Origin of the sequence: Propylenella binzhouense (assembly GCF_009866965.1) — a bacterium.
GTDB lineage: Bacteria > Pseudomonadota > Alphaproteobacteria > Rhizobiales > Afifellaceae > Propylenella > Propylenella binzhouense.
On sequence record NZ_SPKJ01000002.1, the window covers coordinates 94,886 to 109,457 of the forward strand.

The 14,572-nt window shown below is 69.3% G+C and carries 13 protein-coding genes; all 13 read left to right on the forward strand.

Annotation, left to right across the window (positions count from 1 at the left end):
• Positions 1-9: 9 nt before the first annotated feature.
• The 13 genes from E4O86_RS01210 (at position 10) to E4O86_RS01270 (ending at position 14,548) form a co-directional block, all read left to right on the forward strand.
• Positions 10-888, forward strand: a complete 879-nt coding sequence (locus E4O86_RS01210) for an oxidoreductase (protein WP_161138685.1) — start codon at positions 10-12, stop codon at positions 886-888.
• Between the two features lie 209 nt (positions 889-1,097).
• On the forward strand, positions 1,098-2,336 hold the full coding sequence (locus tag E4O86_RS01215) for an ABC transporter substrate-binding protein (protein ID WP_161138686.1): 1,239 nt from the start codon (positions 1,098-1,100) through the stop codon (positions 2,334-2,336).
• An 85-nt stretch (positions 2,337-2,421) separates the two neighbouring features.
• Entirely contained in the window at positions 2,422-3,297 is an 876-nt protein-coding gene (locus tag E4O86_RS01220; protein ID WP_161138687.1) for a branched-chain amino acid ABC transporter permease, read from the forward strand.
• Positions 3,294-5,828 carry a branched-chain amino acid ABC transporter ATP-binding protein/permease gene (locus tag E4O86_RS01225; protein WP_161138688.1) on the forward strand — a complete coding sequence of 845 codons (2,535 nt, stop codon included), beginning with the start codon at positions 3,294-3,296 and terminating at the stop codon, positions 5,826-5,828. The genes E4O86_RS01220 and E4O86_RS01225 overlap by 4 nt, the downstream gene beginning before the upstream one ends.
• A gap of 388 nt (positions 5,829-6,216) precedes the next feature.
• Positions 6,217-7,710 carry an aldehyde dehydrogenase family protein gene (locus E4O86_RS01230; protein WP_161138689.1) on the forward strand — a complete coding sequence of 498 codons (1,494 nt, stop codon included), beginning with the start codon at positions 6,217-6,219 and terminating at the stop codon, positions 7,708-7,710.
• Positions 7,710-8,072, forward strand: a complete 363-nt coding sequence (locus tag E4O86_RS01235) for a Rieske (2Fe-2S) protein (protein WP_161138690.1) — start codon at positions 7,710-7,712, stop codon at positions 8,070-8,072. Before E4O86_RS01230 ends, E4O86_RS01235 begins: the two co-directional genes overlap by 1 nt.
• Positions 8,059-8,409, forward strand: a complete 351-nt coding sequence (locus E4O86_RS01240) for a hypothetical protein (protein WP_161138691.1) — start codon at positions 8,059-8,061, stop codon at positions 8,407-8,409. Before E4O86_RS01235 ends, E4O86_RS01240 begins: the two co-directional genes overlap by 14 nt.
• 2 nt (positions 8,410-8,411) lie before the next feature.
• A complete protein-coding gene (locus tag E4O86_RS01245; protein ID WP_161138692.1) occupies positions 8,412-9,644 on the forward strand; it encodes an amidohydrolase family protein in 1,233 nt (410 codons plus the stop codon).
• Positions 9,645-9,760: 116 nt separating this feature from the next.
• On the forward strand, positions 9,761-10,885 hold the full coding sequence (locus tag E4O86_RS01250) for a C4-dicarboxylate TRAP transporter substrate-binding protein (protein WP_161138693.1): 1,125 nt from the start codon (positions 9,761-9,763) through the stop codon (positions 10,883-10,885).
• 74 nt (positions 10,886-10,959) lie between these two features.
• Positions 10,960-11,505, forward strand: coding sequence for a TRAP transporter small permease subunit (locus tag E4O86_RS01255; RefSeq protein ID WP_161138694.1), 546 nt, complete (start codon positions 10,960-10,962; stop codon positions 11,503-11,505).
• Positions 11,505-12,815, forward strand: a complete 1,311-nt coding sequence (locus E4O86_RS01260; protein ID WP_161138695.1) for a TRAP transporter large permease — start codon at positions 11,505-11,507, stop codon at positions 12,813-12,815. Before E4O86_RS01255 ends, E4O86_RS01260 begins: the two co-directional genes overlap by 1 nt.
• Before the next feature lie 13 nt (positions 12,816-12,828).
• Positions 12,829-13,650, forward strand: coding sequence for an MBL fold metallo-hydrolase (locus tag E4O86_RS01265; RefSeq protein WP_161138696.1), 822 nt, complete (start codon positions 12,829-12,831; stop codon positions 13,648-13,650).
• Between the two features lie 106 nt (positions 13,651-13,756).
• Positions 13,757-14,548: an IclR family transcriptional regulator gene (locus tag E4O86_RS01270; protein ID WP_161138697.1), complete on the forward strand. Its 792-nt coding sequence runs from the start codon at positions 13,757-13,759 to the stop codon at positions 14,546-14,548.
• The last annotated feature ends 24 nt before the right edge of the window (positions 14,549-14,572 follow it).

Below are 14,572 nucleotides of genomic sequence, written 5' to 3' on the forward strand. Positions count from 1 at the left end.
GGCAAGGACATGACAGCCCAGCAGGAGCAGATCTTGGCATCGAATGCCGCGCCTCGGCGAGCCTGGCTCGTCACCGGGTGCTCGAGCGGACTCGGCCGCGCTTTGAGCGAAGTGCTTCTGTCGCGCGGCGAGCGCGTGGTCTGCACGGCGCGGCAGACCGCGCGGATCGCCGACCTCGCCGACCGCCATCCGGACCGCGCGCTCGCGCTTCCCCTCGACGTGACCGAGCCGGCGAGCATCGGCGCCGCCGTCCCCGCGGCGCTCGACTGGACGGGCGGCATCGACGTGCTCGTCAACAATGCCGGCTACGGCCTCGTCGGCGCGCTCGAGGAGGTCGACGAGGAGGCCCTCAAGCGGAATTTCGACGCCAACATCTACGGTCCCTACCGCATGATCCGGGCGCTTCTGCCGCATATGCGCGCGCGGGGGCGCGGCCACATCGTGAACGTCTCCTCAATGACCGGCTTCGTGGGCGCGCCGGGCTTCTGCTTCTACAGCGCCACGAAATTCGCGCTCGAAGGCATGTCGGAGGCGCTCGCGCAGGAGGTGGCTCCGTTCGGGATCAGGGTGACGATCGTGGAGCCCGGCCCGTTCCGCACCGAATTCCGCAACCGCTCCATGGAATCGGCGCCGCCGATGGAGGCGTATGCGGCCACGATCGGCCGCTTCCGCGAGGCGCTCATGGAGACCGACGGCAAGCAGCCGGGCGATCCCTATCGCGGCGCAGAGGCGATGATCGCGGCCGTCGACGCCGAAACGCCGCCCCTGCGGCTGCCGCTCGGGGCCGTGTGCGTCGGCGCGATCCGCGGCAAGCTCGAGCGGGTCTCCCGCGAACTCGACGCCTGGGAGGCGGTGTCGGTCGCCACCTCCTACGAGGCGGCCGAGTGAGGATGAGACTTTGGTTGGAGTCCAAACATCCCGGCACTTGAAAAGTCGTCTTTCATTGTGAGAGGATTTGCCATCCGGTTGCCTTTGGCGATGCCGGGCGGCCCCTGAGCGGGGCTGATCCGGATCGGCACGAAAAGACCGGCGCCGCGGCCTGGCCGCGGCAGCCGGCGCGGGTCCCGACCGGACGGAAGACGGGAGGGAGAGCTCTGATGAGCGATTTGCTTAGACGAAGCGTCCTGAAGGGCGGCGCGGCGCTCGCCGGCGCCTATGCGATCGGAATGCCGGCCATCGTCCGGGCGCAGTCGGACACGATCAAGGTCGGGCATCTCACGCCGATGACCGGCTTTCTCGGCGCGCTCGGGGAATATGCCGTGATGGGCATCGCGATGGCGGCCGAGGAGATCAATGCCGCCGGGGGCGTGATGGGCCGCAGGCTCGAGGTCATGTCGGAGGATTCCATCAATCCGGCGACCGCCTCCACCAAGGCCCAGCGCATGCTCGACCGCGACGGCGCGCTGGTGCTGATGGGCGAGATCAGCTCGGCCTCGGCGCTCGCCATCTCGCAGGTCGCGGCGCGCAACAAGAAGCTCTTCCTGGCGACCGGCCCGCGCTCCGACACGCTGCGCGGCGAGAGCTGCAACCGCTACCTCTTCTGCATCGACATCCCGAACACCGTGATGGTGAACGCCGTCGGCAGCGCGCTCATGCGGGACGGCATGGTGGAAGGCAAGAGCTTCTACACGCTCACGGCCGACTACGTCTTCGGGCACGATCTCCTGAGGGCGGCGAAGGCGTTCTTCGACGCGCACGGCGCGAAGCTCGCGGGCGACGAGCTCGTCGCCACCGACGTGACCGATTTCAGCCCCTATCTGCTGAAGATCAGGCAGGCCCGGCCCGACGTCGTCTGCTCGAACCTGGCGGGCAACCAGGTCACCAACCTCGTCAAGCAATATGCCGAGTTCGGCCTGCCCTACCCGATCGTGGGCTTCAACCTGAACACGGCCGACGCCTGGGCCGCGGGCGAGGGCAACCTCAGCGGCACCTGGCCGACGGTCTGGTACCACACGCTCGACGTGCCCGCCTCGAAGGCCTTCGTCGACGCCTTCCAGAAGAAGCACGGCAAGCCGCCGGAGAACCACGCCTGGATCGAATATGTCTCGCTGAAGATGCTCGCGCAGGCGATGAACGAGGCGAAATCGACGGACAGCGAGGCGCTCGCCGACCATTTCGAGAAGGGCGCCGAGTTCGACATCCTGAAGGGCCGGCCCGCCTATTTCCGCGCCTGGGACCACCAGCTCGTCCAGGAGGCCTATCCGTTCACGGTGAAGGCCGCCGCCGAGATGAAGGACAAGTGGGACCTGATGGCGCTCGGCCCGGCGGTGCCGGCGGCCGGCGAGCCGCTCGAGACCATCTATCCGACCAAGGAGCAGAATCCCTGCAAGCTCTGAGGCCCGGCATGTGCGGGCGCCCGGCCGGCGCCCGCACCGCCCGCCTCGCTCCGCCGCCCGCCTCGCCCCAACGACCGGACCGCCTATGCAGCTGGTGTTCTTGCTCGAGCAGGTGGTGAACGGTCTCGTCCTCGGCGGCTATTACCTGCTGATCGCGCTCGGGCTTTCCCTGATCTTCAGCGTCGGCGGCGTGGTGAACCTCGCGCATGGCGCGTTCTACGCGCTCGGGGCCTATGCCTCGGTGGAGATCGCCCGACGGCTCGGCTTCGGCGCCGCCGTCATCCTCTCGCCGGCCGCCGTCGGCATTCTCGGCATCCTCTTCGAGCGCTTCATCCTGCGCCGCTTCTACGCCGCCGACCCGATCCTGAGCCTGCTCGTCACCTTCGGCCTCGCGATGGTGGCCGAGCAGCTGATCCGGATGGTCTGGGGCAGCGCGCCGCTCCCGGTCTCGATGCCGGCGAGCCTCAAGGGCTCCGTCCTCGTCGGCGACTTCCTGTTCTCGCGCTACCGCCTGCTGCTCCTGGCGATCGTGGCGCTGGTGGTGGGCGGGCTCTGGTTCGCGATCCAGAGGACCTCGTTCGGCCGCGTCGTGCGCGCCGGCATCCAGCGGCCCGACATGGTCGCCGCGCTCGGCATCCGGCTGCAGCCCTACATGACCGCCATCGTGGTCCTCGGCGTCGCCATGGCCGCGCTCGCCGGCGCGCTCTTCGCGCCGATCGCCTCCGTGCATCCGGCGATGGGCGCGGAAATCGTCACCGTCGCCTTCGTCGTCGTCGTCATCGGCGGCCTCGGCAGCTTCTGGGGGGTGGTGCTCGCGGCGATGCTGGTCGGCGTGGTGCGCGGCATCACGATCCACTTCCTGCCGGCGGCCGGCGAGGCCTCGATGTACGTGCTGATGTTCCTCGTGCTGATGTTCCGCCCGCGCGGTCTGCTCGGCGAGCGGATCGAGAAGTTCGAATGATCGCCGCGCTCACCGCGCCGAAGCGCCGGCCGCTCCTGATCGGCGCCGCCGCGCTCGTCGCGCTGCCCTTCGCCATGCATCCGCTCGGGCTGACGACGAACACCGCGACCATGGTCGTCGCGCTCGCCATCGCGGCGATGGGCCTCAACGTGCTCGTCGGCTATACCGGGCTCACCTCGTTCGGACACAGCGCGTGGTTCGGGATCGGCGCCTATGCGGCCGCGATCGCGCAGCGATACCTCTTCCCCGGCGGGCTCCTGCTGCCGATCCTCGCCTCGATGCTCCTCGTCGCGATCGTCTCGCTCGCGACCGGCGCGCTCATCCTGCGCCGGCGCGGCGTCTATTTCGCGCTCCTGACGCTTGCGCTCGCCGCCCTCTGCTACACGATCGCCTTCCGCTGGACCGCCGTCACCGGCGGCGAGGACGGCTTCGGCGGGCTCACGCGGAGCCGGATCGGCCCGATCGACCTCGACGACCCGGCGGCCTATTACGTCTTCGTCGCGCTCGTCGCCTTCGCCGTGCTCTACGCCCTGCTGCGGGTGGTCCGCTCGCCGTTCGGCCACGTCCTCGTGGCAATTCGCGAGAACCAGCTCCGCGCGACCTTCCAGGGCTATCCGGTCGCGCGCTACAAGCTCGGGGCCTTCGTGCTCTCCGCCGTCGTGACCGGGCTCGCCGGCGCGCTCATCGGCTTCCTCAACTACATCGTCTCCGCCGACGCCACCTCGGTCGGGCTCTCGGGCGAATTCCTCGCCATGGTCGTGATCGGCGGCATGCACACCATGCTCGGGCCGGCGCTGGGCTCGCTCTTCTACATCCTCTTCCGCGAGCTCTTCTCGATCTGGACGTCCGACTGGCTGTTCTGGTTCGGCCTCATCTTCGTCGGCTTCGTGCTGTTCTCGCCGGAGGGGCTGGTCGGCATAGGCGGCCGGCTCGCCCGCGCCTGGCGCCCGCCTCCCGAAGGCGCCGCCGCGATGAGCGGGCGCCGGATCCGCGCGGGCCTGCCGCTGCCGGACTTCCTGCGTCCGGAGCCCCGCGCCGGGCGCGTGCTCGAGGTCGCCGAGGTCTCCAAGCATTTCGGCGGGATCCGGGCGGTCTCCGGCGCGAGCCTCACGATCCGGGCCGGCGAGATCCATGCGCTGATCGGGCCGAACGGCGCCGGCAAGACCACGCTCTTCAACATCGTCTCCGGGCTGTTTTCGCCGGATGCCGGCACCGTTCGCCTCGACGGGCGCGGCATCCACGGGCTGCCGCCCCACGCGGTCAGCCGGCGCGGCCTCGCGCGCTCGTTCCAGATCACCAACCTCTTCCGGGGCCTCTCGATCTACGAGAACCTGCGGCTCTCGCTGCAGGCCTGCCATCCGGGCCGCTTCAACGCCTGGCGCGACGTCGATTCCTATCCGGAGATCCATGCGGAGACGGCGGCGCTGGTGCGCTTCCTCGGCCTCGAGGGGATCGAGGGCATTGCCGGGCGCGACCTTTCCTATGGCGGCCAGCGGCTCGTCGATCTCGGCATCGCGCTCGGGTCGAAGCCGCGCCTCCTCCTCCTCGACGAGCCGCTCGCCGGGCTCGCCGCGGCCGAGCGCGAGCGCGTCGCCAACCTCGTCCGGGACGTTGCGGCGAGCATCCCGGTGCTGATCGTGGAGCACGACATCGACCGGGTGCTCGGCTTCTCCGACCGCGTCACGGTGATGAACCAGGGCGAGGTGCTGCTCGCCGGCACGCCCGAGGAGGTCCGCCGCGACCGGCGCGTGCAGGAGGTCTATACCGGGACCGGCACGCCGCCCGCGGCCGGGCGCGGCCCGGACCGCGCGGCCGGGGACCGCCTCCTCGCCGTCGCCGGCGTCAACACCTATTACGGCAAGAGCCACATCCTCGACGACGTCCGCCTCGACGTGCGGGAAGGCGAGATCGTGGCGCTGCTCGGCCGCAACGGCGCCGGCAAGTCGACGCTCCTCAAGACCATCGCCGGGCTGGTGCCGCCCGCCTCCGGGACGATCATGTTCGAGGGGCGGGACATAGCGGGCCTGCCGGCGCCCGACATAGCGCGGCTCGGGATCGGCTACGTGCCGCAGGGCAGGGGACTCTTCGCGGGCATGAGCGTCGCCGACAATTTGGCGCTCGGCCGGCTCGCGCGGAAGACCGACGGCAGCGACGGCGTGGTCTGGAGCGAGGAGCGCATCTTCGACTATTTCCCGCGGCTGAAGGAGCGCATGAACGTCGCCGCGGACTATCTCTCCGGCGGCGAGCAGCAGATGGTCGCGGTCGCCCGCGCGCTCTCGGGGAACGTGAAGCTCCTCCTTCTCGACGAGCCGTTCGAGGGGCTCGCGCCGGCCGTGGTGCTCGACCTCTTCCGGGTCTTCGACAGGCTGCGCGGGGAGATCGCGATCGTGATCGTCGAGCACAATCTCGACCTCGTGCTCGCGCTCGCCGACCGCGTCTTCGCGCTCGAGCGCGGCGCCGCCTTCCACGAAGGGCCCGCCGTCCGGCTCCTCGAGGATCTCGAATACCGCAAGCAGATCCTCTGGCTCTGAGCCGCCCCTTCCGTCAGTTCCTCGGGGTGCCTGCGCCCGCCCGGTGCGCGTCAATCCCACGCACGAACGCCGCATCGACCGGCTGATCCGCGGCGATCCGCGCGCTGCTCCGCCCGACCAGATGGTCCTGTACCGGGCCTGAGGTCAAACCGGACAGCAATGGTCGAGCCCCGGGCATGACGACCGAGCAAGCGGCGGGGCGCCGGAACAGGAGCGGGCGGGCGCCGGACCCCGAATCGGCGGCTCTCCGGGCGCCCGACCGTGGCAGCGCCGGCCGGACGCCCGTGTTGACACGCCTAGGGCAACATGCATACTCCAATGTAAGGAACGAGCGTTTCGTACAAAAGAACACTTGGCGGCCGAAGGAACCGCCGCGGAAAGGGAGGACATGTCGAGCTTCGCTCCGGACACCATCGACTGCCCGTCGGGCTCGTTCATCGCCGGCCGCTTCGTGCGGGGCGGCGGCGACGAGCTTCCGGTCGAGCGCCCGTCGGACGGAGCCGTCCTCGGCATCTTCCGCGAGGCGAGCGAGGCCGACGTCGACGAGGCCGTCCGCTGCGCCGCCGAGACGCGCCGGGCCGAGCGCTGGGGCTCCGGCGATCCGCGCCGGCGCGGGGCGGTGCTGCGGCGCTGGGCCGAGCTGGTCGAGCGCGACCGCGAATATCTGGCGCGGCTCGAGGCGCTGTGCTCCAGCCGGCCGGTCACGGAGGCGCGGCAGCGCGACATCCCCGTCGTCGCGGAGCTGCTGCGCTATTACGGCGAATGCGCCGACAAGTGCCCCGGCGAGGTCCTCGCCACGTCGCATGACGCTCTCAACATGGTCGAGCACGAGGCCTGGGGCGTGGTCCTGGCGATCTCGCCGTGGAACGTGCCCGCGCTCCTCGCCGCCGCCAAGGTCGCGCCCGCGCTCGCCGCGGGCAACGCGGTCATCCTGAAGCCGAGCGAACTCACGCCGCTCTCGATGCTGCGGATCGCGGAACTCGGGGTGGAGGCCGGCCTGCCGCGGGGCCTGTTCAGCGTTCTCGTCGGGCGCGGCCCGACCACCGGCCGCGCCGCCGTGCGCCATCCGCTCGTCGGCTATGTCAGCTTCACCGGATCGACGGCGACCGGCGCGGCGATCATGTCGGACGCCGCCCATCACGGCATGAAGCCGGTCTCGATGGAGCTCGGCGGCAAGAGCCCGCAGGTCGTGTTCGCCGACGCGCCCGACCTCGAGAAGGTGGCCGACCTGGTGGCGCTCGGCGTCTCGCGCAATGCCGGCCAGATCTGCTTCGCCGGCACGCGCCTCATCGTCGAGGAGGCCGTCGCCGAGCGCTTCGTCGGGAAGGTGGTGGAGCGCCTGCGCGGCGTGCGGCCGGGCCCGACCTGGCGGGAGGAGACCGACCTGCCGCCGATCATCTCCAAGCGGCAGGCCGACCGGATCGAGGCGCTGGTCGAGAGCGGCCGCGCCGGCGGGGCGAAGGTGGTTGCGGGCGGCGAGCGCTTCGTCCTCGACGGCGGCCAGTACTTCGCGCCGACGGTGATGGCCGAGCTCGGCTCCGACAACCCGGCGCTGCGCGAGGAGATCTTCGGACCGGTGCTCGGCGTGCAGACCTTCCGCGGGTTCGACGAGGCGATGCGGCTCGCCGACCACCCGGTCTACGGGCTTACCGCCAGCCTCTACACCCGCGACATCGACAAGGCGATCCACGGCGCGCGCGCAATCGAGGCCGGCACGATCTGGATCAACGGCTACGGCCGCGGCGCCGACCTCGGCAGCCCGTTCGGCGGGTTCAAGCAATCGGGCTTCGGCAAGGACTTCGGGATTGACGGATTCAAGAAGTACCGGCGGAGCAAGAGCATCAACGTCTTCTTGACCGAGGCGGAGAGGGAAGCGGCCTAATGCGGTACTACGTGGCGGAAGAGAGCGAGATCGGGGACGGCGAGCGCCGCGTCGTTTCCTGCGACGGCAAGGAGATCGGCGTCTTCAGGGTGAAGGGCCGGCTCTTCGCCTGGCACAATCGCTGCGTCCACCAGAACGGCCCGGTCTGCCAGGGACGGATCTACAACCGCGTCGTGGAGCCGGTCGCCGAGGACGGCACCACCCGCTTCCAGGAATACGACGCTGAAACCTTCCACCTGGTCTGCCCCTGGCACGGCTACGAATACGACATCGAAACCGGGCAGCATCCGGGGAACCCGAGGGTGCGGCTGCGGGCGGCGAAGCTCGAGATCGAGGACGGCAGCATCTATGTCTCTGCCTGACCGAAGGCCCGGCCACGGGGCGAACGACGAATATGCGTGGATCGACCCGACCGCCGAACGCCTGTTCGAGGCGGCCAAGGATCTCCTCGGGCGCGGCGAGGCGGACCGCGTCTCGGAGACCGCGATCCGCCAGCTGCTGACGGCGGCGATCCGCCTCTACGTCGCCCGCACCGACGGCGAGGAGCGGACCTTCCGCCCGCTGATGGGACAATACGACGACGAGGTGACCGCGACCGAGATCGTTTCGGCCTGCTCGGAACTGCTGCGCGCGCTGCGCCTCAGCCCGATGGAGCTCTCGATCTGGTTCCGCCAGCGCCCCGACGACCAGGGATACTGACCATGGATGCCATCGCCACCAAACCGGCCGAGCTTCTGCCGACGCAGGAAGCCTCCGTCCACACGAACACGCGCGAGCTGCTGGACCACGCCAACCGCGACGCGAAGCGGCGGGGCCTCGAGGACTGGCTGATCGTCGACATCGACGCGCATCACGTCGAATCGGTGTCGTGGAACCAGATCGTCCACTACATCGAGGACCCGGTGCAGCGGGCGGCCGCGCTCGACTATCACAAGAACCGGGTCGGCGCGCCGCCATACGGGCTCTCGGGCGATCTCGGCCTGCGCTACCAGAGCGTCGGCGGCCGCATCCCGCACCAGGACGACCAGAAGGAGGTCGTGGAGGACAAGTCTGTCCATCGTGACGTGACGCTCACGCGGCGCGCCATGGAAGGCCTCGCCGTCGACTACATGGTCGTCTTTCCGACGCCGATGCTGTTCCTTGGGCTGCATCCGCAGACCCGGATGGAGGTGATCCTCGCGCGCGCCTATACGCGCTGGACGATCGACAACCTCCTGCGCGCCGATCCGCGCATCAAGACCTTCCTCTATCTGCCCTTCAACGAGCCGGACGAATGCGTCCGCATGATCGAGGACTTCGCCGACGAGCCCGGCATCATCGGGCTGACGGTGCCGTCGGTGCGGCACAAGCCGGTGCACCACAATGCCTACATGAAGGTCTACGCGATGGCCGAGGAGCGCGGCCTGCCGGTGGCGTTCCATGCCGGCTACCACTGGCAGGACCAGTCGCTCGCCACCGTCAACCAGTTCCTCGGGATGCATGCGCTCGGCTTCGTCTGGTGCAACATGATCCACATGACGAACTGGGTGCTGAACGGCATTCCGGAGCGCTTTCCCGGGCTGAAGAGCCTGTGGGTGGAAAGCGGGCTCGCCTGGGTGCCGTTCCTGATGCAGCGGCTCGACGACCAGTTCCTGATGCGCCAGTCCGAGGCGCCGCTCCTGAAGCGCCTGCCGAGCGAGTACATGTCGGAGCACTGCTTCTACACCTCGCAGCCGATGGAGAAGACCCATCCGCGCGCGCTGCAGTCGACCTTCGAGATGATCAAGGCCGAGACGCAGCTGCTCTACTCGTCCGACTGGCCGCATTTCGACTTCGACACGCCGGGGACGATCGCCGACATCCCCTTCATCGACGAACAGGCGAAGCGGAACATCCTCGGCCTCAACGCGGCACGCCTGTTCAACCTGCCGACGGAGCCGGTGAAGAGGCTCTGAGACCCGGCGCCGGCGGCGCGGGACGCGCCCCGCTGCGCCCGGTTGAGCCAGCCCGATCCCCGAGGCGGGTCGGCGCTGAGGACGGACGTTCGCCTCGTCACAACAGGGAGGAAGAGATGGGACGGATGCAGATCTGTGCGGCGCTCGCCGCGGCCGGAATCGCCGGGGCGCTTGTCGCCGGCCCGGCGGCGGCGCGGGAGCTGATCTACAGCAGCTACGCGGGGCCGAAGCACGCCGTGAACGAGCTGGCGCTGCCGCCCTGGTTCAAGGCGGTCGCGGAGAAGACCGGCGGCGAGGTCGAATGGAAGCTGGTGACGGGCGGCCAGCTCCTCAGCGGGCGCGACACCGTGGCCGGGGTGGGCGAGGGGATCGCCGATGCCGGGCTGGTCGTGCCGACCTACAACCCGGCCGCGCTGCCGGCGATCGCCACCATCTATTCGACGCTGGTGTTCGGCGACGACGTGGTCGCGACGGGCGGCGCGGCGCTCGAGACGCTGCTGCTCGACTGCCCCGCCTGCAAGTCCGAGCTGAAGAAGAACAACGCGGTGGCGATCGCCGGCTACGGCGCCACGCCGTTCAAGCTGATGTGCCGCAAGCCGGTCGCCACGCTCGCCGACCTCAAGGGCAAGAAGGTCCGCGTCTCGGGCTCTGGCGTGCCGATGATGGAGATGGCGGGGGCGACGCCGGTCGCCATGAACCCGGCCGAGGGCACCCCGGCCATGGAGCGCGGCACCATCGACTGCGTGCTCGGCTCGATCAACTGGATGGATTCCTACGGCTACCGGGACGTCGTCACCGCCATCCTCGACGTGCCGATGGGCATGATGGGTCCGGTGATGACCGGCTACATCAACCGCGACACCTGGGACGGCCTCAGCCGTGAGCAGAAGCAGGCGCTCCTCGACGGGGCGCCCGAGCTCGACGCGCGCGGCACGCTCGACGCCTATTACGGCGTCGACCAGGAGGTGCTCGAGTCGCTGAAGGGCAGCGACGTGAAGATGTATCCGGGCGGCAAGGATTTCGACGCGATGCTCGAGACGTTCCGGGCCAAGCTGCGGGAGATCACAATCACCGACATGAAGAAGCTCGGCCTTGCCGATCCGGGCGCGGTGATCGACGCCTACGAGAAGAACCTCGAGAAGTGGCGCAAGCTCTCCCCCGAGATCGGCCTCGACGTCGACAAGTTCACCGCCGCCCTGAAGCGGGAGATCTACGACAAGATCGACGTCGACGACCTCTGAGCGTCGTCGGCCGGGCGGCCCGGACGCCGCCCGGCACCCTGCCTGCCTGACCCCTGCCGGAAATTGAGGGCCACGTGACCGCGATAGGAAAGATCCTGGACCGGCTGGTCGACGTCTTGATGTGGATCGGCTGCCTCGCCTCGGCGCTGATGATGGTGCACATCGCCGTCGACGTGTTCTGCCGAAACGTCCTGAACGCGCCGCTCGACGGCACGCTCGAGATCGTCTCGTCCTACTACATGGTGACGATCGCCTTCTTTCCGCTCGCCTATGTCTCGCGCTCGGGCGGCCAGATCTTGGTGGACCTGTTCACGTCGCAGATGCCGCGGCGGCCGCGGGCCCGGCTCGACACCGTCGTCTACGTCGCCACGGCCATCTATCTCGCGCTCTTCCTCTGGCGGTCCTACGTGACCGCCCTCGCCAAGACCCGGCAGGGCGAGGTCTGGGAATCGGCCGGCGGCTTCCTCAGCGTCTGGCCGAGCCGTTGGATCGTGGTCGTCGGCATGGCCGGCATGCTGCTCGTCACGCTGCGCCTCGCCATCGCGGGCCTCGCACGCGGCGCCGACGGCCTCGAGGCCGCGCTGCGCAAGCCGGACGACGTGTTCGAGGGGCAGGAGTGATGAGTTCGGTCGAAGTCGGCTTCTGGAGCCTCGGCGCGGTCGTCATCCTCATCGCGCTCCGCGTCCCGATCGGCGTCGCCCTCGGCGGCGTCGGGCTGCTCGGAATCGCCTATATCAGAGACTTCAGGATCGCCTACGCGGTTCTCGGCAGCACCCCTTTCGAGTTCGCCGCCCACCACACCCTCTCGGCGATCCCGATGTTCCTCCTGATGGGCGCCATTGCCCACGGGTCGGGCATCAGCCAGTCGCTGTTCCGCGCGGCGCGGCTCTGGCTCGGCGGCATTCCGGGCGGCCTCGCCGTCGCGACGAACTATGCCTGCGCGGGATTCGCCGCCGCCTCGGGATCGAGCATCGCGACCGCGGCGGCGATGGCCAAAATAGCGGTCCCGGAGATGCTGAAGGCCGGATACGACCGCGGCCTCGCCACCGGCGTGGTGGCGAGCGCCGGCACGCTGGGCTCGATGATCCCGCCGAGCATCATGTTCGTGCTGTTCGGCGTCTTCGCCGAGGTCTCCATCGTCAAGCTGCTCATCGCCGGCATCATTCCGGGCCTGCTCACCGCCTTCATCTACATGGTGATGATCATGGTGCGCAGCACGCTCAATCCGGCGCTCGCGCCCCGGCTCGATCCGGAGGAGCAGCGCCGCCTGCGTCCGGAGCGGATCCGGGCGCTCCTCGAGATCTGGCCGCTGCTGGCGCTGATGCTCGGCATCATCGGCGGGCTCTATTCCGGCGTCGTCACGCCGACCGAAGCCGGCGCCGCCGGCGCCGCCCTGGCGCTCCTCATCGCGCTCCTGCAGCGCCGGCTCTCGGTGGCGCGGTTCGTCTCAAGCCTGATCGAGGCCACCGCCTCGACCGCGCGCATCTTCTTCGTCGCCGCCGCCGCCGCGCTCTTCGCCAAGTTCCTGGCCATGACGGGCATGCCGTTCTATTTCGGCTCCCTTCTCTCCGAGCTCGGTTCGCCTTTGCTCCTGATCGTCGCGACCTCGGTGATCTTCACCATCCTCGGCATGTTCCTCGATCCGATCGGCCTGATGCTGCTCACGCTGCCGATCCTCCTGCCGATGTTCGAGGCGCAGGGCGTGGACCTCATCTGGTTCGGAGTCCTGACCGTCAAGTTCCTCGAGATCGGGCTGCTCACGCCGCCGGTCGGCTTCAACGTCTACGTCATCAAGGCGACCGTGGGCGATGCGGTGCCGCTCGCCGAAATCTTCCGCGGCGTCGCCTGGTTCCTGCTCTGCGAGTTCATCGTGGTGGTCCTGCTGGTGCTCTTCCCGCAGATCGCGCTGTTCCTGCCGAACACGATGTGAGCGGCGCGCGCTGATGGAAGAGACCGATCGCGTCTACGTGCTGGACTGCGGCGACGTCCGGATCCATGCGATCCGCGATGCCGTGCTGCCGATCCCCGTCGGGAACTTCCCCGGCGCGGACGCGGAGCGCGCAGCCGCTTTGCTCGGCCAACTCTCCGAGAGCGTGCCCGTCACCGTGAACTGCTTCCTGCTCGAGGCGGCGGACGGTTCCACCTGCCTCGTCGACACCGGGGTGGGCACCGCCATCCCGGGCGTGGAGGGTGCGCTGGCGCGCCGGCTCGCGGCCGGCTTCGAGGCGCCCGGCCGCATCTTCCTCAGCCATTTCCATATCGACCATATCGGCGGGCTGGTCACGCTGGCGGGGCTGGCGCCTCCGGAGACGGAGATCCTGGTTCCCGAAGCGGAGCTCGCCTACTGGACGCGGCCCGGCTTCCCGCTCGGCGCGCCCGTCGGCCAGGGGCGCTCGCGGCCGGTGGTGGCGGCGCTCTTGGAGCGCTTCGGCGACCGGCTGCGCCCGGTCGCTCCCGATGTCGAGCCGCTGCCGGGCGTGCGGCAGGTTCCGTTGCCGGGCCATACGCCGGGGCATACCGGCATCCGGGTGGGCGAGACCCTGATCTGGGGCGACATCGTCCACGCGCCGGCGCTGCAATGCGCCGTGCCGGACTGGGGCTATGTCGCGGACGTCGAGCCGCAGGCGGCCGCCGAGCAGCGCCGGAACATCTTCGCGGAAACGGCGGAGCGGGAGATCGTCGTCGGGGGCATGCACCTGCCCTTTCCTGGCTTCGGACGCCTGCGCCGGTCGAAGGAGGGATATCGGTTCGAACCGCTTTCCTAGAGACAGTCCCGAACGAGACCGCTCCGTCATCTGGCGGGTTCCGCATCGCCTTGAAGTTTCGTAAACAATCGGCACGGCGGGAGCGCCGCGAAAGGCCGGGAAAAGCATGCCGCGCGAGCGAAATCCCGTCAGCAAGACCCTGCGCTGCCTCGAACTGATCCTCGAGGCCGAAAATTCCGAGATCGGCGTCCGCGAGCTGGCGGAATCGATGCACGTGTCCCCGAGCAGCGCGCACCGGATCCTGAACGGCCTCGTCGACGAAGGCTACGTGACCCGCGATCCGGTCACGCAGCGCTACCGGATCGGCGTGGGCTTCCTGCGCCTCGCCTATCTCTCGGCCGACCGCATCCCGATCCGCAAGCTCGCCATGGCGGCGATGCAGGAACTGGCCGAGGAGCACAATGAGACGGTTCTCCTCGGCCTCTACGATTCGACGCGGCGGGAGATGGTGTTCGTCGCCTCGATCGAGTCCACGCATCCGCTGCGCTATGCCGTGCGCCTCAACCAGTGGTCGCCGATCCATACCGGCGCGACCGGTCTCGCCATTCTCGCGTTCCTGCCGGAGCAGGAATGCGAGGCGATCCTTTCCGGGCCGCTCGAGAGGCTGACGCCGGAGACGATCACCGATCCGAACAGGCTGAGATCCGTGCTGGAGCAGGTCCGGCGCCAGGGCTATGCGCTCACGCACGGGCAGCGGATCACCGGAGCGGTCGGAATCGCGGCGCCGATCTTCAGCGGCACGGGTGCCGTGATCGGCGACGTCAGCGTGACGATCCCCGAACAGCGCTTCGTCGAGGACCTGCAGGAGAAGCTGATCGCGGCCGTGCGCGCGACCGCGGACAAGATCACGCGCCTCACCGGCGGGGCGTCGGCCGAGCGGAGCCGCGCGGCGTCCTGAGCCGTTCGCTGCCTGTGGCCGGAC

What these genes read in the sequence shown, in the direction of transcription:
- E4O86_RS01210 (WP_161138685.1), top strand. Translation starts at nt 10, where the DNA reads ATGACAGCCCAGCAGGAGCAGATCTTGGCATCGAATGCCGCGCCTCGG.
- E4O86_RS01215 (WP_161138686.1), top strand. Translation starts at nt 1,098, where the DNA reads ATGAGCGATTTGCTTAGACGAAGCGTCCTGAAGGGCGGCGCGGCGCTC.
- E4O86_RS01220 (WP_161138687.1), top strand. Translation starts at nt 2,422, where the DNA reads ATGCAGCTGGTGTTCTTGCTCGAGCAGGTGGTGAACGGTCTCGTCCTC.
- E4O86_RS01225 (WP_161138688.1), top strand. Translation starts at nt 3,294, where the DNA reads ATGATCGCCGCGCTCACCGCGCCGAAGCGCCGGCCGCTCCTGATCGGC.
- E4O86_RS01230 (WP_161138689.1), top strand. Translation starts at nt 6,217, where the DNA reads ATGTCGAGCTTCGCTCCGGACACCATCGACTGCCCGTCGGGCTCGTTC.
- E4O86_RS01235 (WP_161138690.1), top strand. Translation starts at nt 7,710, where the DNA reads ATGCGGTACTACGTGGCGGAAGAGAGCGAGATCGGGGACGGCGAGCGC.
- E4O86_RS01240 (WP_161138691.1), top strand. Translation starts at nt 8,059, where the DNA reads ATGTCTCTGCCTGACCGAAGGCCCGGCCACGGGGCGAACGACGAATAT.
- E4O86_RS01245 (WP_161138692.1), top strand. Translation starts at nt 8,412, where the DNA reads ATGGATGCCATCGCCACCAAACCGGCCGAGCTTCTGCCGACGCAGGAA.
- E4O86_RS01250 (WP_161138693.1), top strand. Translation starts at nt 9,761, where the DNA reads ATGGGACGGATGCAGATCTGTGCGGCGCTCGCCGCGGCCGGAATCGCC.
- E4O86_RS01260 (WP_161138695.1), top strand. Translation starts at nt 11,505, where the DNA reads ATGAGTTCGGTCGAAGTCGGCTTCTGGAGCCTCGGCGCGGTCGTCATC.
- E4O86_RS01265 (WP_161138696.1), top strand. Translation starts at nt 12,829, where the DNA reads ATGGAAGAGACCGATCGCGTCTACGTGCTGGACTGCGGCGACGTCCGG.
- E4O86_RS01270 (WP_161138697.1), top strand. Translation starts at nt 13,757, where the DNA reads ATGCCGCGCGAGCGAAATCCCGTCAGCAAGACCCTGCGCTGCCTCGAA.